The sequence below is a fragment of the Dyadobacter luteus genome (genome assembly GCF_003383615.1).
In the GTDB taxonomy this organism is placed as follows: domain Bacteria; phylum Bacteroidota; class Bacteroidia; order Cytophagales; family Spirosomataceae; genus Dyadobacter; species Dyadobacter luteus.
In genome coordinates, this window is the sequence record NZ_QNUL01000010.1 from 13,903 (window position 1) to 36,416 (window position 22,514).

At 43.9% G+C, this 22,514-nt stretch carries 18 protein-coding genes and 2 riboswitches; of the genes, 2 read left to right on the plus strand and 16 right to left on the minus strand.

Annotation, left to right across the window (positions count from 1 at the left end; translation table 11 throughout):
* Nucleotides 1-63: 63 nt before the first annotated feature.
* From DSL64_RS13810 to DSL64_RS13845, 8 genes are all read right to left on the minus strand, one after another.
* Nucleotides 64-507 carry a hypothetical protein gene (locus tag DSL64_RS13810; protein WP_115831501.1) on the minus strand — a complete coding sequence of 148 codons (444 nt, stop codon included), beginning with the start codon at nt 505-507 and terminating at the stop codon, nt 64-66.
* Between the two features lie 98 nt (nt 508-605).
* Nucleotides 606-1,145 carry an alpha-ribazole phosphatase gene (gene cobC, locus DSL64_RS13815; protein WP_115831502.1) on the minus strand — a complete coding sequence of 180 codons (540 nt, stop codon included), beginning with the start codon at nt 1,143-1,145 and terminating at the stop codon, nt 606-608.
* Nucleotides 1,130-1,921, minus strand: coding sequence for an adenosylcobinamide-GDP ribazoletransferase (locus DSL64_RS13820; RefSeq protein WP_115831503.1), 792 nt, complete (start codon nt 1,919-1,921; stop codon nt 1,130-1,132). Before DSL64_RS13820 ends, cobC begins: the two co-directional genes overlap by 16 nt.
* Nucleotides 1,918-2,940 (minus strand): nicotinate-nucleotide--dimethylbenzimidazole phosphoribosyltransferase, encoded by a 1,023-nt coding sequence (cobT, locus tag DSL64_RS13825; protein ID WP_115831504.1) that lies wholly within the window; start codon nt 2,938-2,940, stop codon nt 1,918-1,920. The genes DSL64_RS13820 and cobT overlap by 4 nt, the downstream gene beginning before the upstream one ends.
* Before the next feature lie 24 nt (nt 2,941-2,964).
* Nucleotides 2,965-3,465, minus strand: coding sequence for a bifunctional adenosylcobinamide kinase/adenosylcobinamide-phosphate guanylyltransferase (locus DSL64_RS13830; RefSeq protein WP_115831505.1), 501 nt, complete (start codon nt 3,463-3,465; stop codon nt 2,965-2,967).
* Nucleotides 3,462-4,046 (minus strand): cob(I)yrinic acid a,c-diamide adenosyltransferase, encoded by a 585-nt coding sequence (locus tag DSL64_RS13835; RefSeq protein WP_115831506.1) that lies wholly within the window; start codon nt 4,044-4,046, stop codon nt 3,462-3,464. Before DSL64_RS13835 ends, DSL64_RS13830 begins: the two co-directional genes overlap by 4 nt.
* 51 nt (nt 4,047-4,097) lie before the next feature.
* On the minus strand, nt 4,098-5,294 hold the full coding sequence (locus DSL64_RS13840) for an ABC transporter substrate-binding protein (RefSeq protein WP_115831507.1): 1,197 nt from the start codon (nt 5,292-5,294) through the stop codon (nt 4,098-4,100).
* 29 nt (nt 5,295-5,323) lie between these two features.
* A riboswitch (cobalamin riboswitch) is annotated at nt 5,324-5,584 on the minus strand.
* Entirely contained in the window at nt 5,583-6,128 is a 546-nt protein-coding gene (locus DSL64_RS13845; protein ID WP_115831508.1) for an AAA family ATPase, read from the minus strand. Its footprint overlaps the riboswitch before it by 2 nt.
* A 56-nt stretch (nt 6,129-6,184) precedes the next feature.
* Between DSL64_RS13845 and DSL64_RS29285 the strand changes: the two genes are divergently transcribed.
* Both DSL64_RS29285 and DSL64_RS13850 read left to right on the plus strand, forming a co-directional pair.
* The gene (locus DSL64_RS29285) at nt 6,185-6,364 is read left to right on the plus strand and encodes a hypothetical protein (RefSeq protein WP_229217085.1); all 180 of its coding nucleotides are present in this window, start codon (nt 6,185-6,187) and stop codon (nt 6,362-6,364) included.
* Nucleotides 6,365-6,486: 122 nt separating this feature from the next.
* Nucleotides 6,487-7,071 carry a hypothetical protein gene (locus DSL64_RS13850; protein WP_229217086.1) on the plus strand — a complete coding sequence of 195 codons (585 nt, stop codon included), beginning with the start codon at nt 6,487-6,489 and terminating at the stop codon, nt 7,069-7,071.
* Here DSL64_RS13850 and cbiB read toward each other — a convergent pair.
* From cbiB to DSL64_RS13890, 8 genes are all read right to left on the minus strand, one after another.
* Nucleotides 7,040-8,002, minus strand: coding sequence for an adenosylcobinamide-phosphate synthase CbiB (cbiB, locus tag DSL64_RS13855; RefSeq protein ID WP_115831509.1), 963 nt, complete (start codon nt 8,000-8,002; stop codon nt 7,040-7,042). The genes DSL64_RS13850 and cbiB overlap by 32 nt on opposite strands.
* A complete protein-coding gene (locus DSL64_RS13860; protein WP_115831510.1) occupies nt 7,981-9,003 on the minus strand; it encodes a pyridoxal phosphate-dependent aminotransferase in 1,023 nt (340 codons plus the stop codon). Before DSL64_RS13860 ends, cbiB begins: the two co-directional genes overlap by 22 nt.
* Nucleotides 9,004-9,016: 13 nt before the next feature.
* Nucleotides 9,017-10,492, minus strand: a complete 1,476-nt coding sequence (locus tag DSL64_RS13865; protein ID WP_199539394.1) for a cobyric acid synthase — start codon at nt 10,490-10,492, stop codon at nt 9,017-9,019.
* 43 nt (nt 10,493-10,535) lie between these two features.
* Nucleotides 10,536-12,410 carry a magnesium chelatase subunit D family protein gene (locus tag DSL64_RS13870; RefSeq protein WP_115831625.1) on the minus strand — a complete coding sequence of 625 codons (1,875 nt, stop codon included), beginning with the start codon at nt 12,408-12,410 and terminating at the stop codon, nt 10,536-10,538.
* A gap of 12 nt (nt 12,411-12,422) precedes the next feature.
* Nucleotides 12,423-16,709: a cobaltochelatase subunit CobN gene (locus DSL64_RS13875; protein WP_115831511.1), complete on the minus strand. Its 4,287-nt coding sequence runs from the start codon at nt 16,707-16,709 to the stop codon at nt 12,423-12,425.
* Entirely contained in the window at nt 16,706-18,046 is a 1,341-nt protein-coding gene (locus DSL64_RS13880) for a cobyrinic acid a,c-diamide synthase CobB (RefSeq protein ID WP_115831512.1), read from the minus strand. The genes DSL64_RS13875 and DSL64_RS13880 overlap by 4 nt, the downstream gene beginning before the upstream one ends.
* A 4-nt stretch (nt 18,047-18,050) precedes the next feature.
* The gene (locus tag DSL64_RS13885) at nt 18,051-19,550 is read right to left on the minus strand and encodes a PepSY domain-containing protein (protein WP_115831513.1); all 1,500 of its coding nucleotides are present in this window, start codon (nt 19,548-19,550) and stop codon (nt 18,051-18,053) included.
* Between the two features lie 72 nt (nt 19,551-19,622).
* On the minus strand, nt 19,623-22,028 hold the full coding sequence (locus DSL64_RS13890; RefSeq protein ID WP_115831514.1) for a TonB-dependent receptor: 2,406 nt from the start codon (nt 22,026-22,028) through the stop codon (nt 19,623-19,625).
* A gap of 177 nt (nt 22,029-22,205) precedes the next feature.
* A riboswitch (cobalamin riboswitch) is annotated at nt 22,206-22,480 on the minus strand.
* Between the last annotated feature and the right edge of the window lie 34 nt (nt 22,481-22,514).

Here is a 22,514-nt window from a genome sequence, read left to right on the forward strand (position 1 = left end):
CATGCCTGGTAACAAAAAACCCCGACATAAATCGGGGTCCGGAAAACGAGTTGAGATCGTTGATTATCCCTGAGAAGATGCAAGCTTAGCTTCATCATCAGCGATTTTCTTCTTCAGCGATTCGATATTTTTATTAAGCTTATCCAGATTATCCGAAGCTTTTCTGGCGCTTTTAGCATCCTTACGGGCCCTGCTTGCGGCTTTGCTCGCCTTGCGCGATAGTCCTTTATCCTGGGCATTTCCAGCCAGTTTCTCTGCAGCACGTCCGTTTTCATCTGCAGATTTCTGCGCACGTTCTGCCGTTTTGGCAACGTCAGAAGTTTTCGAAGCTATTTCATTTTCCAGCTTCGCAAGTTCCAATCTGTTTTCATTTAGTTTTTTGCTGACTTCAAGTGTATTTTTTTGCTGTTTTAAGATGTTGATAGAATCTTTTGATACAACTTGTGCCGAGACAGACAGCGAAAATAGCATGATTGTCAGAGTACTTATGATCCAATACTTTTTCATGAGTTTGTTTACTTAGTGATTTAATTATTTCAATATACGCAAAAACCATGCCTTCCCAAAACTATCTCTACAAGGCTCAATTCGGGGCGAAGAGACGTTTAATCACAATCACTTTCTGTCACCAATTCCACAATAGTCTGACCGTAATTCACTTGTATGTCAAATATCTGATTAAGAGGTATGTGCCTGATCATGGCCAATATTTGCCTGATCACCCCTGCATGACTTACTATAATTACACGTTTGTGAGATAGCTCGCGCACTTCAGCCCAAAATTCCTGCAACCTCGCAAACATCAGTTTCATACTTTCACCTCCCGGAACTGTGACGTTCACGAAATCGTCCATCCAAATGTGTAACTGCGCCTGATCTACAGTATCCCAGGTTTTTCCTTCCCATTCTCCGAAATCAAACTCCTGTAACCTATGTTCGATCATGTAGTTATCCGTGATCAGCTCAGCCAAAGCAACGCACCTTGTAGCTGGACTGGAATAGACAATATCAAAGTCAGCGGGTAAACCGGCCAAGACAGCTTTACATTCCTCCTGAAAAGTATCAGCAAGGGGAACATCGGTTCGGCCGTAAATGAGTCCGGGTGATAGAAGCGGAGTTGTATGCCTTATCAGATAAACTTCCATGATATGGCTAGAAAAAGATAAAAAACTACTTCTGTAACCTGCTGCACGGCACCCAGGCAATCGCCTGTATATCCGCCTATCCACTTTTTAAAATAGCTGCTCATCCGGATAGTTACGACATATAGAACCGGTAATACCAACAGCAATTCAGGTTGCTGCAGGATGTACACAAGAGCCAGAAGTGGGATAATGGTCAAAACCCCTGCAATTACAAATGTATTCCTATGCGTAGCAACTGCTACAGGTTTTGCTTTGCTGTCTTCAGTATCCCGCGCATAAGACTGCGTAAAAATGACAGTTGCGGCCATGAATCGGCTTAAAGAATGACCAGCAATGAATACGACTGTCAGTGTATAAAAATCTATATTATTAAATGTAGCGAGATGTTGGAGTAACAAATATTTAAACGCTAACATGAAAATCAATCCCGAGGCTCCGTAGGTTCCGAGGCGGCTGTCTTTCATGATTTCCAATATCTTTTCCTTTGTCCAGCCGCCTCCGAAACCGTCGCACACATCCGCAAAGCCATCTTCATGAAAGGCACCCGTCATGAGCACAGAAACAATCATGGATAATAGTAAGCCGATTTCAACATTGAGAAGATAATAACCCACAAACCATATTACTCCATTTACCATGCCTGTGATCCAACCAATCAGTGGCAGAAAGCGGGTTGCCTTACTGAGACTATCCTGCGAATAAGTAACCCAGGACGGGATAGGGAGACGGGTATAAAATTGCAGTGCAATAAAGAATAAAGACAACTGTTTTTTCATGAAGTTGTTTTTTTACTCACACCAGCTTCATCAAAACTAGCCATTTCATTCAGAAAAGCGACTGCACTTTGCAGCAATGGATAAGCAAGCGCACAACCTGTGCCTTCTCCTAACCTCAAACCTAACGTCAGAACGGGTTTGGCATCCAGTTTCTGCATTAAAAGAGCATGCCCTTTCTCGTCGGACTGGTGGCAGAAAACTGCAAAATCTTTTACCGAAGGATTCAATTTAGAAGCACACAAAAAGGCCACGCTCGCAATAAAGCCATCTACCAGAACAATCATTTTCGTGTTTGCTGCAGCAATCATCGCGCCACACATCATCGCGATTTCAAAACCTCCGAACACAGTCAGAATTCCGATTATATCATTTTCAGAAACAGTGTATTGATCCAATACCTGTTGTAGAATAGCTTGTTTTTTAAGCAATTGCTCATCGTCCAAACCGGTACCTCTTCCTACACAATCGGCAATAGATATTTTCAGTAACTTACTCATAATCAGAGAAGCGGATGACGTATTTCCGATACCCATTTCCCCAAAACCGATTACATTACATCCGGTTTCTTTTACTCTATCCACCAATAATGCTCCTCTTTCAAGACATAGTTCACCTTCCTGTCTGGTCATGGCTGGTTCATGGAGCATATTTCTTGTACCCCTGTTCACTTTCAGGTCGATCAGCTGTTCATTGGGTTCAAACTCATAATCGACACCAGCATCGGCAAGTAAAAGTTTAATCCCGTGCTGTCTTGTAAAAACATTAATTGCGGCACCACCAGCTATAAAATTGAGCACCATCTGGGGCGTTACTTCAGATGGATATGCACTCACTCCACTCTCGGCAATACCATGACTTGCTGCAAAAACAATGATATGTGGTTCTTTCAGTTCGGGAGTTAATGTCTGTTGTATCGTAGCTATCCGAAAGGCGATGTCTTCAAGCATACCCAAAGCTAGCAAAGGTTTGGTTTTATGATCAATTTTGTACTGCAATTGCTCCTGAAAGGTTGTGCTCATTTTTGAATATTATAGTCGTAATGCTTATTTCAATGTCAATGGAATTCCGGAAACCATCAGTATGGCTTCGCTGGCCACAGAAGCGACATACTGGTTTGCCCATCCCTGCAGATCTGTAAATTTCCTACCGAGGTCAGTTTCGCCGTGTAGACCCATTCCTATTTCATTGGAAACAATAATGAATGTACCGTCAAGCGACGCCAAACCATCGATTTCCTTCCGAAAGACAGCAAGACAATCTTCAATATTCTCAAACTGCATGAAAATATTCGTCAGCCAGAGTGTAACGCAATCAATCACAACTACTTTTCCTCCGATAGGCAGCAAATGAATATTCATCTCACTTTCAAACGAAGTCCATTGCGCCCCCCTTTCCTGCTTGTGCCTTTCAACTCTCCGGGAAAAATCATCATCCCAAATTTTGGCCGTAGCCACATACACAGGATTGGCGCTTAGTTCTAATGCTTTTTCCTGTGCAAACCGGCTCTTACCACTACGAACACCGCCCGTTATATAAACTATCATTTCTCCTCTGCACTTTTGAAGCGTTTGTATAAAAAGAGCTGCCACTTTTCCTCTGCGACACCTGCCTTATCCATTTCTGCTCTGGCCAGTGTAAAAAACAAATCAGACAAACGGTTGATGTACGCAGGAATTGCCTCATGGACCTGATCGTTTTTGATCAGAGAAACCAGTCTGCGTTCGCCCCTTCGCATTTGTGTACGCGCAACATGACACAAGGCCGAAACTTCATTGCCGCCGGGTAAGAGGAAATAATCCGAAGGAGACGTCATAGCCGTTTCCAACGCATCTATCCACTCTTCGCAAAACTGCGCTCCATCCACTGGCATTGGATTCTTATTTTCCTTTTTGGCATCAGAAGGTCGGGCAAGATGCGACATCATGTCCATCAGATCCTTCTGAATTTTATGCAGGTTGGGCTGCCAGGAATGATCGCTTCCTAACTTCACACGCAGCAATCCAATTGTAGAATTGGCTTCATCCAAAGTTCCGATGCATTCTATACGAACATCATCCTTATCTACCCTGCTTCCTCCGAATAAACCTGTAGTTCCTTTATCTCCTTTTTTTGTATATATTTTCATGTTGTTTAGCTTAGAGCTATCAGCAATGAGCTGTTAGCTGAGATCGAAATCTTATTTTAGTTGTTTGTAATAGAATAGTTGGTGCTTTGGGAGTAACTCGGGATGAATGATACTGATCAGGTCGGCCAATACCAGATGCGGATTTACAGCACCGGATTCCCAATAGTCATTGGCTCCCTGGGCATTGAACCGTTTGTTATAATTGAAAATCCTACCCGTTTTAAAAGCCTGAAAATCTCCGTAACGAGCATCTTTCGCCAACATATCGGCCTTCGAATCAATATTGGTAATACTCACATTCAACCAGAAATCAGCCTTAAGCGCTACAGGGTATACAGCTTCAAAGGCAAGAGGTAAACTTCCTGTCGCACTTGTTTTTGCCCAATGATAATTGGCACCGGCATCTTCAAGAAAGCGGGCCACATAGCTGTTCCCATTGGGTACAAACCAGGCGTCGCGGGAATGCATACCTGTGATGATACCCGGCCTGTTCTTCACTTTTCGGGTCAATGCAGCCAGTCTCGAATACTCTTTCTCTACACTGGAAAACTTCTTATTCACGTCCGCTTCCCTGTTCATTAATGCAGCCAGTAATTTCACCCATTCCGCCCTGGCAAGCGGCGTTGTCTCCACCCACTCGGAGTTGATCAAAACAGGTATTCCAGCCTGCCGCAATGACTGATAACGGTTTATTTTTGATACAGGACTTCCCACAGCCATGATCAGATCCGGACGCATACTAATCAGTAACTCTTCATTCAATCCCTGATCTTTACCCACTTCAGCTACCTTACCAGCCTTTATACGGTCCATCACTTTAATATTGGAAACGTATTTCACATTACCCATTCCTGTCAATACTGATTCAGCATTGAGAAAACCCAAAAGTCCTATATGTAGTGAAGACATAGCAACCAGACTCCGAACAGGGATTTCTATCACCTGACTTTCAGCAAAACCTTTGGGATGCGGTGTGCCACGCTGTACCAGTACGTAAGAAATTGTATCCGTTCTGTTTTCGAACGGACTCATGATCTTTACAATCTTATAGTGATTTCGGTAAGTAATTGTAAATCCTCTGGCGTGCTTAATTTTGAGTTTCTCAGGAAAGAGATCCCTGGAAAACGCTTCTTCCGTTTTATCATAAAGCGAAGAAGAGGAACTGCAAGCAGTAAAAAGCCAGATAAAAGAAATAAACTGACAGAACGTAACAATCTGTCTGCCAGCGGCAAAATAAGATTTGAGCATATTTGTCTCGGGCTTTTCTTCCGAAAGCCATAGGATTATGTTTTAAGGCAGGTCTTCTGACTTGTTCAGATTGCGGCGCCTTCCCGGAAGGTAATGATGAGTTATGAATGAAGAGTTAAAAATTTAACTACCGAAACTCATTCTTAATTCTTCACTCTTAATTTTCTTCCAGTGGCTTCTATTACCACAATCTCTTTTTCGAACTTACAGCAGCGGAGACTGTTCCGGACTTACACCGGGATTCCCTTTTCATTACACCGAAGTGTAAACCTCTTGAAAACAAAGTTACTAAGAATTAGGCAGGGATTTCAGGTACGACAGAATAAAATCGCAACGTGAAGAAACACTTGTCTTTGGAAGTGCTATTGTATTATATCCAAGTTTCTGATATATCGAAACTATTGCATTGTGCAGGATTGTTGATTCTTCGAAAGTCTGCCAACGCTCCTCATCATTGACATATATTTCCTTCCACGGAGGACCAACAAATACAATATCGTGGTAGCGATAATTTTCAGATGCCTGATAGAAGTTCTTACCCACAGGAATACCTCCCACCTGCAGATACGCGATAATATCAGGAATGCCACGGTCAAAAAACGAAGCAGCACCAACTTGCAAATTGCAATTGTAATCAAAAACCATTCTTTCCAAAACCAGATCCGCAAAACACTTCAGGTTAATCCAGGGCAGACAAGATCCACCATTTGCCACTTCTTCCTGAATAAGAACCCGTGAAACCTCGGGTACGCAGTGATGTCCTTTTAAAGACAGTTGATCAATCAATGTGGATTTACCAGATCCCGGGCCACCGGTAATAATAATACTGTTCATTACATTTTACGATTCCTCACGTCCAAGCTGCAAACCTAATTCTAAACCGGCTTAAAATGAAACGGGATGACAATTTATGGAAAGCGATTCTGGAAGACGTATTTGATGACTTTCTGACATTTTCTACCCGGATTCAGGTCAACTATTTGATCTTGACAAAGGATTTGAATACCTCGACAAAGAGCTGGAGCAGCTTTTTCCACCGGAGGAAGATATTTATGCACTGCGTTTTGTAGATAAATTAGTTAAGATTTATACCCGACAAGGAACTGAACAATGGATTCTGGTTCACGTAGAAGTCCAAGGCTATGCGGACGAGTATTTTGCAGAAAGGATGTTCACATACTACTACCGTATTTTGGATAAGTATCAAAAGCCAATCACTGCTTTTGCAATATTGACGGATGCAAACAAAAAGTATCATCCTGACCGTTATGAAAGCTCGTTTCTAGGGACAAGAGTGCTGTACGAGTTCAATTCATATAAGGTTCTGAATCAGAATCCGGAAGAATTGCTGGCCAGCAATAATCCTTTTGCCATAGTGATTCTCGTGGTTCATACCGCTATTCATGCTAAAAAACTAAATGATAACCAGATCTTCCCGCTAAAAATCGAACTCACCAAAAGACTGTTAGCCAAAGAGATAAGTAAAACCAAAATCAGACAATTACTAAACTTTCTCAAATACTACATTCGTTTTGAAAACAAGGAAACGGAAGTTAAATTTGAAGAAGAATTAGATTTCATCACTGAAAAAAGAAAGACCATGGGAATTGAAGAATTTTTGCTGGACCGAGCCAAAAAGGAAGGTGAACGGGAGAGTGCCGTCAAATTTGTAAATACCCTCATTAAAGAAACTACTTTCTCAGTTGAAAAAATTGCCAGTCTTGTGGGCGTATCGGTAGATTTTGTCAATAAGCTGAAGGCAGAAATGAAAAATTAGAAATCAGGAAAAAGATAGCAATCAATAGTACAACCATAAAACAAACCTTATGATTGATCCATGCTACTTCTCTGATCTCATCCGGATGTATTTCCCTGTCAACTTCTCCGATAAATGGCTTTTCAACCAGCTTTCCATGATACATATTGGGTCCACCAAAACGACAATTTAGTATTCCTGCCAACGTTGCTTCAGGATAACCTGAGTTCGGACTCTTGTGATTACTTCCATATTGCAACATAAATCGCAGCCCTCTTTTACTTAGCACTACCAATACCATGAGAATTGCAGTAAGTCGTGCCGGAATAAAATTAGCAACATCATCAAGTCTGGCTGCAAACTTCCCGAATTGCTCATATCTCTCGCTACGGTATCCGATCATGGAATCCAGTGTATTGATCATCTTGTAAGCCATCATACCCGGAACCCCTCCTATCGCATAAAAAAATAAGGGAGCCACCACTCCATCACTGAGATTTTCGGACATCGTTTCCAATACTGCAATCCGGATTTGCTGAGCAGACAATTGTGAGGTATCTCTACCAACAATCCGAGATAACTGAGTTCTGCCGGATTTTATTCCCTCTTCATTCAATACTTTAAAAACAGCTCTCCCCTCACTGATCAGGTTGTGATTGGCTAACCCGTACCAGACAAAGATGCTGTTTATAAGAATGAACAGCCAGTCAGAAATCTGTAGAAGAAGGTAATTCAATATTAGAAAAAACAGAAAAGTACCAGCGACCAATGAGATTGACAGCATGACACCTTTCGCAAAACGTGCACTACTTTTATTGAGCAGACGTTCCCCGAAGGCTATCAAATTTCCAAAAACCCGGATCGGATGCGGCCAATCCTGAGGATCTCCCACAACGAGATCCAGAACATAGCCAATGATGAGGGGCAAGATTAATAGTAGAGATTCTTCCATTCTAAAAGTGCGTTAACCAACAAAGAATTTTTCTCCGCACTGAGTGTAGCTACACGAAAATGCTGTCGGGATAAACCTCTGAAATTTCCCGCATCACGAATTAATATGCCATGTTTCTCTATCAAAAATGTTTTGAGGTGCGCAGCATTTCTGACATTTGTTTTACCCAGAAAAAAATGCGTTGATGTATCCAGCAAAGCACAGGAATCATTCATTTTCAACTGGGATAAAAATATATCTCTATCATTTAGCAACTGAAAAACAGGCGGTTGAACGGATGTATAATTCTCAAAAATGAACTTCCCAGCTGCCAGAGCCAACGAATTGACGGTCCACGGCTGCTTAATCCGTAACAGTTGTTCGATATTGTAAGGCTGAGAAACGATATATCCCAGTCTCAATCCCGGAATCGCATAAGCCTTGGTGAGACTACGCAGAATCACCAGATTATCATACCTTTCGATCTGATCAATTAGCGATACCGCATATGGTGCAAAATCGATAAAAGCCTCGTCGACAATAAAAAGGCAAGCCGGATTTTTCCGCACCCACTGTTCCAGATCAGGAAAATGTTGGCCTGTCGGATTGTTAGGATTACAGATAAAAACTACTTCCGAGCGCAGTCTGGGTAAACGTAAACTATCTTCCCAGCTCAGGAATTCGAGCTGATGATCAAATATGCTGCAAGCATCTTCATATTCAGAAAATGCAGGAATGACGATCGTTGTCCGCTTGGTAGCAAATAATTGAGCGAGCTGGTAAATACTTTCGGTAGTGCCACTGCTGATTTGAATATATGAATCAGGAAGTTGATGATGCGTCGCGATCAGATGCTGTAAACTTTCTGAAACCACTTCAGGATAACGGTTTACTCCCTCCCACGAATTGATCACATACTCCTTCAAACCCGCAGGTTCACCACCATACCAGACGTTCGTACTGAAGTCTGCAACGATATTTTGCCCATACCTGTAACCATCATCTCCGTGTCCTAAAAGCATTCTTCTCTTGCTATCACTTTAAACTGTTGTAAATTTTGTCCATATCAACATGCTTTCGAATTACATCCGCCAGCCGGTTGTATTGATCGTTCTTGAAATCCTGAAAGCTGTAGTCATCTTTCGCAACTTCATTAGTATATGGAGCTAATAACTGTTCCAAAACCACCTGATTATCCAAAATTCCGTGCAGATAAGATCCCCAGGTTTTACTATTCAGCAAATATCCATCGTTACTTCCATCACTTAAAACCGCAACCGGTTGCTCCTTACCTTGCACGCTGGTTTCGCCCATGTGAATTTCATAGCCTTCACAAATATCACTATTGCCTAAAAATGAAAACTGACACTGTACCGTTTTTTTATCAGCACGCAGGATGGTTTTAACCGGCAATATACCCAGTCCTGGAATCTGTTCAATAGCACCTTCCACATGCTCAGGGTCTTCAATCATTTCACCCATCATCTGAAATCCGCCGCATATGCCGATGACTGTTTTCCCCGCTTTATGTGCATCCACGATTGTTTTTGCCAAGCCATTATTCTTGATCGCCAACATATCTCCTATCGTATTTTTGCTTCCGGGAATGATGACAATATCGGCTTTTGCGACCTCAACAACATCGGCAGTATAATATAGATTTACTCTCGAATCCCGTTCCAGACGATCAAAATCTGTAAAATTGGATAGTCGTTTCAGTAAGATTACAGCCACATTTACCTTGCCTTCTACCGAAGACTTGTACTTAGACTCCAGCGACACCGAATCTTCCTCTTCAATATGAATATCTCGGAAATAAGGCAACACGCCAACCACCGGCAAGTCCGTCAGCTTTTCCAGAAGTAGTCTTCCTTCTTCAAAAAGCCTGCTATCTCCTCTGAACTTATTGATAATAATACCTTTCATACACGCCCTTTCTTCAGGCGTAAGCAAAGCGATTGTTCCATACACACTACCAAAAACGCCACCTTTATCAATATCCGCAACCAAATAAGTAGCAGCACCGGCATGAGCTGCCATGCGCATATTGGTAATGTCCCGATGTTTGAGGTTTAATTCTGAAATGCTTCCGGCGCCTTCCATCACAATAGGTGAGAAGCGTCCCGACAGCCGGTCGAAAGCCTGCTTTACTGCCGCAAATAATTCACGCCGGTCGTTTTCCATGAAGTACGCATAGGCCGACTGGTTTCCTACAGGTTTGCCGTTCAGTACAACTTGTGAAGACTTGTCGCTGGTTGGCTTCAGTAACACTGGATTCATATCAGTACTACAGGGAATGCCGGCAGCCTCAGCCTGTACCGCCTGTGCACGTCCTATCTCCAACCCGTCCGGTGTAACGTAACTGTTCAGAGACATATTCTGCGCTTTGAACGGAGCAGGTGTATATCCATCCTGCAGGAAAATCCGGCAAAATCCTGCCGCAATTACACTTTTGCCAACGTCAGAGCCCGTACCTACAAACATGATCGGCTTTAGTGATTTTTCAATCATATATCAATTGGCTTACTCATCATCAATAATAATTTCAGGAATCTTATACTTCCATGCGATCCAACACGGTGCTTGTCAATACCTCAGCTGACAAACTATCCAGTGCCATACATTCTCCACCCAGCGCAGCCGCAAGCTCTGCAGCACGACCAAACTTCAGATAACCCTGTTCGGTATCCAGCACCAGAGAGGAGACTTCTTTTGTAAGTATTTCTCCTGAAAGCTGAATCACTTGCTTCCATGCATCGCCTCCACCCGGCAATGGTACATTTGCTTTTCCATCACTTAGTATGACCAAAAGCGGCGTGATACTATTTTTATTTTGGTTCAAAACCTGAACAGTCAATTGTAATGCATGTGCCAGTGGCGTTCTTCCACCGGTCGGTAAACTTTCCAATGCTCTTTCAGCCAAATCTATACTGAATGTGGGTTCAAGAATGACCTCAGCTTCCACACCCCGGAATGCGATCACTCCAACCATATCTCTCTTCTGATAAGCATCTTTCAGCAAAGAAAGTACGCTTCCTTTCACAGCTTCCATACGTTGTGCAGCTGCCATAGAGCCCGATGCGTCGACGACAAACAAAATCAGATTACCAGATTTTCCTTGCCTGATTTTCTGATGTATATCTTCTTTTTGAATCGATAACTCATCTGCATTTCGGACTATGGCCTGCTGGATGGTTTGTGAATAATCAATATTTGTTGCTGATTCCTTTCGTTCTGATCTTACCTGAAAACCTTTGGGCGAATCAACCACTTTACTTCTCCTTCCCGCTACCGGATTTTCGGTTGGCAATATACTTTTCAGCTCCGGCACTTCCGTCTCCTGCCCTACTGCAAAAATTTGTGTGGGAGCACAATGATCAGGCTCGCCACAGTCGCTGCTTTCCTTTGAGTCTGAATCGTCGGCAGATTGAGACAATTCGTTTTTATTCTGAGATTGCGTATTCTTAAATTCCTGATTTCCAGCATCTGTATCAGATTGTGGCTTCGGTTGACCAGCTGGCTTTTTACCGCGTCGATGTAGTAAAACCAACTCCGCTGCCTCCCGTATATCGCCGGAGATAACCTCTTTCCTACCAGCCATAGCAGCGAGTGTAATCGCAGTTTTATACATCACAATATCCGCCCGAAGACTAAAAACAGACCATTCTATACAAAGCTGACTAATCAGATTAAGAAGTCCGTCGGGCATTGTGACCTCAGGTAGAAGCTGCTGAGCGCGGGCAATTTGTTTCTGCTGATTCAGCTGAGCTGCTTCCCACTTTGCAGAAAATGTTTCCTGATTATTTTCAAAAGCAATTCGTCGGCGTACCACTTCTGTTCTCTCACTCACTTCCATTTGTGACTCCACTTCCACCATCAGTCCAAACCTGTCCAGAAACTGCGGACGCAGATTACCTTCTTCCGGATTCATGGTTCCTATCAGAATAAACTTTGAAGGATGACTCACCGACATACCTTCACGCTGTACGGTATTTACGCCCGATACCGATACATCCAGCAATATATCCACCAGATGATCCTGCAAAAGATTGACTTCGTCGATATACACAATCCCTTTGTGCGCCGCTGCAAGCAAACCCGGTAAGAACTTCTTTTTCTTCTCAGCTACAATCGCCTGCAAATCAAGACTTCCCAACACCCGATCCTCGGAAGCGCCTAACGGCAGATCCACAAAGGGTACAGTTTGAAGTTGGTCATCAGTGTACTGGTCGCTATCAAAAAGTGAATTACTTTCCCTCACTATCAAAGGCATCACCTCCGATAATCCACGTACAGCAGTAGTCTTCGCCGTCCCCTTTTCTCCTTTGATCAACACCCCGCCTATAGCAGGATTAACCGCACAGAGCAAAAGGGCCTTTTTCAATTTTTCTTGCCCCACAATCGCAGTGAAGGGATATTGGTTTGTCATATTCATTCAAATCTATTCGCTTCTTACTTCAAGCAAAGCTTCACTTTTCAAATACAAGTCTTTCAATTTTTCCAAAACTTCCGGTGAAGGTTCCTCCCATAAGCCTCTCTGCACTGCTTCCAGCAATCTTTCGCTGATCGCATTGAGCGCCCACGGATTACTCTCTTCAAAGAACTGCTGCATGTTCGGATCCAACGCGTAAGTCTCGGCAACTTTCTCATACATCCAGTCGTCCACCACATGTGCAGTCGCATCGTAGCCAAAGATATAATCAACCGTGGCCGTCAATTCCAATCCACCTTTGTAGCCATGCTTTTTAATACTCTCAATCCATTTAGGATTCACTACCCGCGATCTGAAAACACGTAAGGTTTCTTCTTTCAAATCTCTTACAACGGGTCGCGCGGGATCCTGAGAATCACCAAAATAATGTTTCGGTTGCTGGCCGGTGAGGCTTCTTATCGTAGCGATCATTCCGCCATGGAATTGCAGATAATCATCACTATCGAATAGGTCGTGCTCCCTGTTATCCTGATTGTGCAATGCGATTTCCACACCGGAAAGCCGTTGCTGAAACTCCGTTCTGGCATCCGCTCCCTGCACACTTCTGGTATAGGCATAACCGCCCCAGTTTACATATGCCTGTGCAAAATCCGTGTCATCCTGCCAATTCTGTGCATCAATCAGCGGCAAAATTCCGGCTCCATAAGTGCCTGGTGCAGCACCAAAAATACGGTACCCAGCCCTTTCTTCTGCTTCTTCTACCGATAATTCCGTATCCTTTTGCAGCTCTGCGAGATCTTTCAAAAAATGTTTTTTTACAAAATTCTCTTCCAAAGGCTCGTCCAGCGCAATCACCATTTGCACCGCTTCGTCCAGCAATTCAATCAAATGCGGGAATGCATCTCTGAAAAATCCGCTGATTCGGGTCGTCACATCTATTCTTGGCCGACCTAGTTCCTCAATAGGAATCACCTCCACACCTACAATGCGCCGACTTTCTGCCTGCCATACCGGCCGTACACCGAGTAAAGCGAGCACCTCTGCTACATCATCACCATGTGTTCGCATTGCGCTGGTTCCCCAAATACTGATTCCAACACTCTCCGGATATCGGCCGGTTTCTTTTTGATGTCTTTCCAAAACCTCTCTTGCCAGTTGCTGGCCCACTTCCCAGGCAGCCTGCGATGGCAACACCCGTGGATCTACAGCGTAAAAATTTCTTCCTGTGGGCAGAATATGCGCCATCCCCCGCGTAGGCGCACCACTCGGTCCGGCAGGCACATATCCTCCTGACAGCCCATGAAGCAGATTGGAAATTTCTTCGTCTGTTCTTACCAAATTCGGCAGTAAATCAGCACAAACGAATGCAAGTATGCTCCTGACGCCATCCAAACGCTCATCCTCAGGAAGGATATTAAACGTTTCAAACAACACCTGATCCACCATTGAAAGCTGGAAACCACGCGATTCGAGCAATCGGAATAAATGGTTTGTCAATTCATTGATTGACTCCAGCACATCGGCAGCAGACACTATATTTCTTCCTGCCAACTCCCTGAAATCTTCCGAAATAACATTCAGTTTCTTACCCTGATCATCAAGCAATTCACGTGCGTCAAACCCAAATAAAGCGGCCATTTCCTGCTGCATTCCGGGAATAGATGCATTCGCAAGTCTTGTGAGTGACTGCAACATATCAACCAGGGCTTTGCCAGCCGGCATTTGTCCCAAAGTATGCAAACCATTTCTGATCTGCGCTGCACCCAGTTCACACAGGTAACCATCTATATCTTCAATCAGGTGCGCCACATCTTTTCCATCCATTTCTGTCAGACTCACCGGCACACCTTCGGGTGTCATTTCATCATCCCAATCGTGCTTATGATCGCCATGATCACGGCTCAGCATAGCAGACAAATCAGCATCCAGGTTTGTCTGCTGAATCAGCTCCCAGATCTGCCTCTGCAAAAGCGGTAACTTTGAAGGATCCATACTTTCTACTTGGTAATATTCATCTACCAACTGTGTAAGTTGCGCCAATTCACCATACGTATCTGCCGAAGTCATCGGAGGCGTCAGGTGATCAATCACCACAGCATGAGCGCGACGTTTAGCCTGCGAACCTTCTCCGGGATCATTGATGATAAACGGATAAAAAAGCGGCATATCTCCCAGAATCGCATCAGGAAAGCAATTTTCCGACAAACCTAAACCCTTGCCAGGGAGCCATTCAAGCGTTCCATGTTTCCCGACATGCACGATCGCATCAGCCTCCCAGCTGTCGCGCAGCCAGCGGTACAGGGCATAGTAGTGATGCGTAGGCGGCAAATCCGGCTGATGGTAAATCGCATCAGGATCCATACCATACCCACGTGGCGGCTGAAGTGCCACAAAGGCATTGCCAAGACTGAGTCCGGCCAACGCAATATACCCGTCATGGACATAAGTTTCTCCCGGTGCGGATCCCCATTGTTTATTTATTTTTTCCTGCAAAATCGCCGGTAATTCTGAAAACCATTGCTTATACAAATGCGCAGGAACACGTCCGGCAGCATTTTGCAATTGCTCCTTTGTCAGGTAAGTTTCATCGTAGGAGCATCTGTCAATCAGTTCATGAATAAGCGCCGTACCTGTTGCCGGTAACTGATCAATCGCATATCCTTCCGCCTGCATCGCCCGCATGATATTCATGAGCGACTCCGGTGCATCCAGTCCCACCGCATTTCCTACCTGGGATGCTTTGGTATTGGAATTCGTAAAAATAAAAGCAATCCGTTTTTGAGAATTGGGTAAATGTTTCAATCTCGCAAATCTTATCGCCAAACCAGCTACACGTTCCACACGGTCTTCCACTGCCTGATATCCCTTGGCTTCTAAACCTTTCTCCTTAAATGAAACCGGAACGGAAATGATGCGTCCGTCAAACTCGGGAATTGCGACATTCATAGCCGTATCCAACGGATTCAATCCACGTGCCGAAGCTTCCCACGGGCCTTTTCCCATTCCACTTGTGATGGCCTGAATAATCGGGATGTCTAATCCTGTAAGTGCTTCGGAAGATTGGCTGGCTGTACCCGCAGGCTTAATATCGGTAATGGCGAAGGAAATGGTATTGATCAGCACATCGGTTTCTACGCCTTCTGACTGCAACAACTCAAAGGCATACGGCGCTCCGGTTTCAGGATTCACAGATTTGAGTGACGAAGTAAATACAGGCAACACATTCACCTTTTTATCCTCCAATGCCCGGATCATCGCATCTATAAAACCTGTATTTCCGCTCAGCCAATGGGCACGGTAAAACGTAATGCCGACAGTTGCCCGGGAAGAATCAGCATATTTCAACCAGTCATTCAAATCAGCATTTTCAGGCAGATCAGGATGATAAATTCCGTGTTCCGGTAAATTGGCTGGTGCTTCTGCACCAAAGCCGGTCATCAGAAAATGATCGGATAAATAATGTAGCAAAGCGCTGAAATTAACATGACCACCTGCTTGTAAATAGGCCAATGTTTCATGTAAAACCGCTGGAGACACGGTGGACACTGCGGCAAATTCAGGGTTCAGATCGCCCGCACCACTCACCACAATCAGATGCTGCTGACGCTGCTTTGCTTTATTCACCAATTCTCCAAAACCAGGTATACTGCTTAGCCGGCCATGAATTCTTACAACAATGATTTTGGCTTCAGCAATTTCTCTTTCGAGTAACTGCGCCATCTGCGCTTCACTTTTGATAGCCAGCAAACTCATTCCCAGTGTCTTTGGAAACTCTTCAGGCAATATTTCCATCGCCCTGTTCAGCGTCAGCAAATCCGTGTCTGCATGCGTCAGGAACACAATCCCTTCATTGGGCAGTGGAACTTCACCAGCAATGGTGGAAGTTTCTGAACCTTTCCAGGTATAGAATTGAAATACATATTCAGCCAGATCAGCCGGCGGCACCAGATAGCGATTCGCCTTGACCATACTTTCAATATAATCGAAAATGGCGATGATCTGCCAGTCGGCATTGATGGAATGAAACCAAACCGAATGCCCATCAAACAAAAGCGTAACTACATTTGCCAGCGTGCAAGGCCCCAGACAACCGCCTTTGGTCATATGCACCACGTTTCGCAGCTTTCGCCTCAGCCATTCATTTTTGTATAGCTCAACAGGAATCGCAGCATAACCGCGATCCACCCGTCCGCAGCAACAAGCGTTGTAGCAATACGACAAATGTCCGCGTCGCTGTACAAGGTTAATCGCTTTACCATCCGAACGCGTAACCCGCTGTCTTTTAATCTCTTTCATAAAGTCTTAGTTTCCGGTTTCCCAAAACACTCTTGTATCAACTCCTCAATAAATCCGGCTTGTTCGCCCCAGTATACATGCATGTAGGTGGCGAAGGTGTTATTTTTTCTGTAAAAAGGCGTGGCTACTTCTACGCCTTTTGCACCACTTACCTTTATCTCAACAGCATTTTCATTTTGCTCTGCAAATGCCGAATAGTGAAATTCATGTCCTCTGAATTCCAAATTGTTCCAACGGGCAACACGGTATCCCAAAGTCATTTTAACTCCGGACATTGTCGTGGCTAAATCGAGCACACCAGCCATTTTGAAAGTGTTATTCTCTTTATCTGTAAGTTCATTTCCGAGATACATCATGCCACCACATTCAGCATAGGCAAGTCCCCCACCATCACAATAGCGCTTAATATCACTCAACATGGATTGATTCGCACTTAATTTTTCTGCAAACAATTCGGGATAACCGCCGGGAAGGTATAGAAAGTCGGTGTCAGGTAAAGCAGAGTCATGTATCGGGCTAAACCAGGTGATCGTTCCGAACCGGGAAAGTATTTCAATATTCTGATGATAGGTAAATGAAAATGCTTCGTCTTTTGCAATAGTTATCCTCAGTTTTCCCTCACAAGGAATATTTTTAAATTCTCCACTTTCGGTTTGTTTTCTCCGCGTAATTTCCAGTACTCTGTCGATATCAATCGTATCAGACACTGCAAGCGCCAGGTTTGCAATAATCGATTCATAATCTGTTTTAGAGGAAAAATGTAATCCGAGATGGCGCGACGCGATCGCGATGTTTTCATTTTTAGGCAAATAACCCAGTGCTTCAATCCCTACATCTTCACATGCTTCCTGTAAAAACCGATAATGACTTTCGGAATTCACAAAATTGAAAATCGCGCCAACCACACGAATTCCCGGATAAAAATTTTTAAAACCATATAACAAAGGCGCAGCAGAGTAAGCCATCGATTTGGCATTGATTACCAGTATCACGGGAATATCCAGCAATCCGGCAATGGCTGCACTACTTCCTTGCATTCTGTCCGCGCCATCAAAAAGCCCCATTACACCTTCTGTCACACATGCATCGGCAGCTTTTCCATATTTCAAATACAGCTCTGATACATGATCTTGCGAAGCCATAAATGTATCCAGGTTGACACTCGCATTTCCTGCTGCCTGTGTATGGTGGATCGGATCAATATAATCAGGACCACATTTAAAAGGCTGCACATGCATTCCCTTATTTTTCAAAGCACGGAGCAAACCCAGCGTAAGTGTGGTCTTACCTGAATTACTCGACGGTGCTGCAATCAGAAAATGCGAAGAAGTCTTCATATGATCAACCTTTTGAAATATTTCTTTTCTTCCATCTTTTCAGCCACTTCCAGGAGAGTACTACTCCGGTAACACTGACAAGCAGTCCTCCAAGCATGAAGAAAATAACCGTAATATCCCACAAAGGACGTTTATATAATAGAAACCTGAAATCAAAACTATGCAGACCATGATACAACCAGCGTTCCAGTCTGCTTAGTCGTTCATGTTTCAGTACAATTTGTCCCGTTTTCAGATCAGCATAATACCAGGTATTATCCGGCGTATCCATGCTAACTCTCAGCACGGGTAGTCTTTTTTCGTTGTTTTTGGAATAGTAATAATTGTCGTATTCCGTCAGTAAGGTTGATTCAAGAACCTCATTTTCCGGATTCAGGTTCTTGATCCCGGTTAGTAATTTATCAGGCTCCAAAGCGGTTATCGGTGTCGCCAGCGAATCATCTGCAGCCAGTAATCTGGTATTGAATTCATCCTGATAGGCCAGCCAATAGGGTTTTCCAAGAATGTGTGTATAGTGTAATTCCCTGGTATCCAATTCACTTTTGAGTTTCATTTCAGCCTGTGATATGGATGCTGAAAAAGAAACGGGCTGCATAATACCTCCTGTCCATTTTTCTGATTCCTCAGGATTAAGTTTTGTAAAAGGAGCCCAATCCCAGGGTGTCATAGAAAGTAAGCCACTGAAAACCCAGGTAAAAACGAAAATCCCGAATACAAAACCGGTGTAATGATGCCAGCGAAACCAGCGTTTTTTGTACGGACTAAATACCAGCGATTTTGGATCTTTCCTTCTGTAACGCACAAATCCCATCACAATTCCGGCAATACACATGATCGAACCCAGTGTGGATGTCCAGATGATGATGTCGTTCCAGAGTGGTCGGTTTCTCAATAAAATAGTCGGGTAAATCCAGTGCGGAATCGGGCCGAGCCAGGCCAGGAATCGCTGTTTGGCATTCACACGTTGTACCACTTCACCGGTTTGGGTTGAGACATAAATGTAAGTTCCAGCAGGATCGTCCATCGTGAGGCGATACACAGGAACGCTATACCCCATCGACCGTGCCGCCGCCATCCACTGATCAATTTCTGTCAATACTTCAATTTTGGCAGGTTTGCTTTTATGTTTTTCAAATGCAGTTGCCAGCTGAACTGCAAGCGTTGAATCTGTCCCTGCAAACAGTTCTCCTGTATCTGCCAAAACAGCTTTGTAATCTCCTTTAGTCGTTGTAAGCCTGTACACAGGGCGGTCGAGCATCATACCCAATCGCACAACTCTGAATGTATCGGTGACGCCAGCCCGCTCAACAGCTTGTTGCAAACTGAATTTTACGTGCTGAAAATCAGCAACAGGCAAATTCTGCAGACGCTCGTTTTGCCGCATGGTCGGATATTTGACATACATCATCGCAAATCCTGAAAAAAACCAGATCACAAAAAGCAGGCTCAACGCCAACCCCAGATACCTGTGAACGAGCAGAAAAAATTTAATGAGTTGTTTCATGGTGTTCCCTGCAAATGGGATAAAAAACAATTGGTGAGCAGATAATTCCCGCTCACCAATGATGTGTTTCTCTTATAAACTGTATCTGATACTCACCAGAAAATTCCTTGTTGGCCCAGGCGAGAACTGATTGGCAAAAATGGCATTTGCAAAATACTTTTCGTTGAATACGTTATTGACATTCAGACGCAGTCCCACTTTGCCGAAACGGTAACCTACAGCCAGATCCGCCAATGTGTAGGCAGGCAATACGAACGTGTTGGCACTGTTGGTAAAAGTTTCGTCCATGTAATTAGCTCCTGCACCGAAATTCAGACCTTTTAATGCTGAAGTCTGGAATTCGTAATTCACCCAAACATTTACAAGATTTTTAGGTGCAAAAGCAGTTTGTTTTCCTGCTACACTGTTCACTTCACCACCGGCAAAAGGAAGGTATTTGGCATTGGCAAAGGTATAGCCTGCCGTCACGTCCAGACCAGCAACCGGATTTCCGTGAATTTCAGCTTCAAATCCTTTCGATTCCGCAGAACCAACACGCTTTAACACACCACCAGGCAAACTTTCCAGCTGATTGTCTTTGCGCATGTAATAGAACGACAAGTTCCCCGACCACTTGTTAGAAATTTCCAGTCTGCTACCCACTTCTCCCTGATAACCTGTTTCAGGATCAAAGGTTTCTCCGTTTGGAGCCACACGGCGGGATGGCTTGAAATAAGTTGAGTAGGAAGCATATACGGACAGTACTTCAATCGGCTGGTACACCAATCCTAAACGATAGGTCAGTGCTGATTTAGAGATCGTTGATTCAGCTCCTTCCTCTGTTACATTTCTGTTTTCATCCACTTTATCAGTGTAATATCTTCCATCAAAAATGTCATAACGAAGTCCTGCAAGCGCTTTCAGTTTTTCAGAAATCGTCAGGAAATCCTGTACATATATACCATGTACATTTTCCATCGTAGCACGGTAGTTAGTGGTTTTGTATCCGCGGAATCCCTGATTCTCAACCGGATTATTCACAGGAATGGTCGCATAAGATCCCGGGCCATACACATTGGCATTGTAAGTTTTGCGATCCATGATGCTCAATGAGTAACCGCCCAGCAGTTTATGCTGAACCCGTGCTGTATTGAAATCATAAGTCAATTCAAGCTGATTCTGCAAAGGCTTAGTCAGGTGGTTAAAGTAATATGGGAAGGAACGTGTCATCGAATCAAGTGTTGAGTTAAAGGTCAGTTCCTCTGTAGAGAAGTAGTCGATGTTGTCATCATAATACGAAAGTTGGTTTGACAGTCGCAGCCTCGAATTGATCTGACGAACGTACTTCAATTGAAAATCGTAACGGGTATGTTTCAGAAAATCCTGAGGATCATTGTAGCGAGTATTCACATTGAGGCCAGGCGCCAGTTTGCTTCCTGTCAGCATAGGAATGCCTGTTTCTGTATCGTAAATGTCCTTGTTGGCACCGATCGTCAGATAAAAAAGATCCTTTTCAGTTGGCGTGTATTCCAGGGCCAGATAACCATTATTGGTATTCGAACCTGACTTGCGGTAACCGTCCGTATCTGACATACCAAAATCGACACGGTAACGCAATTTATCATTGATAGAACCACCAGCTCCGGCACGAATACGACGTGTATTGAAACTACCGTAACTTGCAGAAAAATCGGCTTTCAAACCTGCCGTCGGGCGCTTACGTACAATATTAATGATACCTCCCAGCGCCGAGTGACCAAACAGAACAGATGCAGGCCCTTTAAGTACTTCTATGCTTTCCACATTAGCAAGATTCGTATTCGGAGCACTGGTTGAAATGTTGTGGCGCTCGTCACGTACTCCGTCCACCAAAAGGACGAAGTTGGAAAATCCGCGAATTGTAAAATGCTGAAAGCCACCATAAGTGTTGTTGGCACGCACACCGGTAGTGTTTTTCATGGCTTCACCCAAATCATCAATACCGCGCTGTTCGATGGTTTTCACCGATATTGACGATGTTGTGATGGGCATATCACGCAACGGTACATCAATTTTATTCACTGATGAAAACGCCTGCGCTCTGGCCGTACTCACCACCACTTCCGACAATTCGTTCGTGCCGCTGTTGAGCTGATATTCCAGATTCGTTTCATTGTTGTTCCGCACCTCAATGTTTTCCTTACGGGCATCATATCCTACTCCGCTTGCCAGAAAAGTATATCGTCCGGCTGGTACATTTCTAAACTCAAAATGGCCTTTTTCGTCGGTAACAGAAGCAAATGTGGTATTTTCAAGCTGTACGTGAATGCCGGTCAGCGGTTCTCCGGATTCCGTTCTGATGAATCCTGAAACACTTCCGGGAACGTCAGCAAATGCACCGGCTGTTGAAAAAATAAGACAGATAAGAAGTGTAAAATTCAGTAAAAATTTACCATTGACTGTTGGGATGATTTGTTTACCACTATCAGTTCGCGGATAGCAGCTTTGTTCGTTTTGCATACTTTTAACTTAGTTATAAATGAGTTAAAAGCCCTTTGCAGATTTAACATGCAGACACGAAGAGGCAGAAGAATAAATGGAACGGAGCACTTACAAGGGCGTAAGTTTTCCGTGGCACATGGCAGCACTTACCATCACCGGCATTTCCATACCAGACTCAGCTTTAATCCGCGAAAGCATTGTCAACAAAAAAAGGCAGGTCTCCTGACTTGTAACATTTACATCGTACTTCCCGGAAGAGTTAATTTTGAATGATAGAATGAGTCAATGATAGAATATCCACATGGATAACTATTCATTCTCAACTCTTCATTCATCATTCCCTCATTGTATCCAGTGTACATCTTCTGATGCAAACCCTGGTGTTACTTACAGTTGCGCGACAGTTCGTGATTCACACACGATTCCCTATTAATTCACCGCAAGGTAAAACCCCTGATTGTTGGAAAAATATTGTAAAGAACTTTTCAGCGCGCAAAGGTAGGA

Excerpts from the sequence above, each read along its gene's own strand:
- DSL64_RS13810 (WP_115831501.1), bottom strand. The coding sequence starts at position 507 with ATGAAAAAGTATTGGATCATAAGTACTCTGACAATCATGCTATTTTCG.
- cobC (WP_115831502.1), bottom strand. The coding sequence starts at position 1,145 with ATGGAAGTTTATCTGATAAGGCATACAACTCCGCTTCTATCACCCGGA.
- DSL64_RS13820 (WP_115831503.1), bottom strand. The coding sequence starts at position 1,921 with ATGAAAAAACAGTTGTCTTTATTCTTTATTGCACTGCAATTTTATACC.
- cobT (WP_115831504.1), bottom strand. The coding sequence starts at position 2,940 with ATGAGCACAACCTTTCAGGAGCAATTGCAGTACAAAATTGATCATAAA.
- DSL64_RS13830 (WP_115831505.1), bottom strand. The coding sequence starts at position 3,465 with ATGATAGTTTATATAACGGGCGGTGTTCGTAGTGGTAAGAGCCGGTTT.
- DSL64_RS13835 (WP_115831506.1), bottom strand. The coding sequence starts at position 4,046 with ATGAAAATATATACAAAAAAAGGAGATAAAGGAACTACAGGTTTATTC.
- DSL64_RS13840 (WP_115831507.1), bottom strand. The coding sequence starts at position 5,294 with ATGCTCAAATCTTATTTTGCCGCTGGCAGACAGATTGTTACGTTCTGT.
- DSL64_RS13845 (WP_115831508.1), bottom strand. The coding sequence starts at position 6,128 with ATGAACAGTATTATTATTACCGGTGGCCCGGGATCTGGTAAATCCACA.
- DSL64_RS29285 (WP_229217085.1), top strand. The coding sequence starts at position 6,185 with ATGAAACGGGATGACAATTTATGGAAAGCGATTCTGGAAGACGTATTT.
- cbiB (WP_115831509.1), bottom strand. The coding sequence starts at position 8,002 with ATGGAAGAATCTCTACTATTAATCTTGCCCCTCATCATTGGCTATGTT.
- DSL64_RS13860 (WP_115831510.1), bottom strand. The coding sequence starts at position 9,003 with ATGCTTTTAGGACACGGAGATGATGGTTACAGGTATGGGCAAAATATC.
- DSL64_RS13865 (WP_199539394.1), bottom strand. The coding sequence starts at position 10,492 with ATGATTGAAAAATCACTAAAGCCGATCATGTTTGTAGGTACGGGCTCT.
- DSL64_RS13870 (WP_115831625.1), bottom strand. The coding sequence starts at position 12,410 with ATGACAAACCAATATCCCTTCACTGCGATTGTGGGGCAAGAAAAATTG.
- DSL64_RS13875 (WP_115831511.1), bottom strand. The coding sequence starts at position 16,709 with ATGAAAGAGATTAAAAGACAGCGGGTTACGCGTTCGGATGGTAAAGCG.
- DSL64_RS13880 (WP_115831512.1), bottom strand. The coding sequence starts at position 18,046 with ATGAAGACTTCTTCGCATTTTCTGATTGCAGCACCGTCGAGTAATTCA.
- DSL64_RS13885 (WP_115831513.1), bottom strand. The coding sequence starts at position 19,550 with ATGAAACAACTCATTAAATTTTTTCTGCTCGTTCACAGGTATCTGGGG.
- DSL64_RS13890 (WP_115831514.1), bottom strand. The coding sequence starts at position 22,028 with ATGCAAAACGAACAAAGCTGCTATCCGCGAACTGATAGTGGTAAACAA.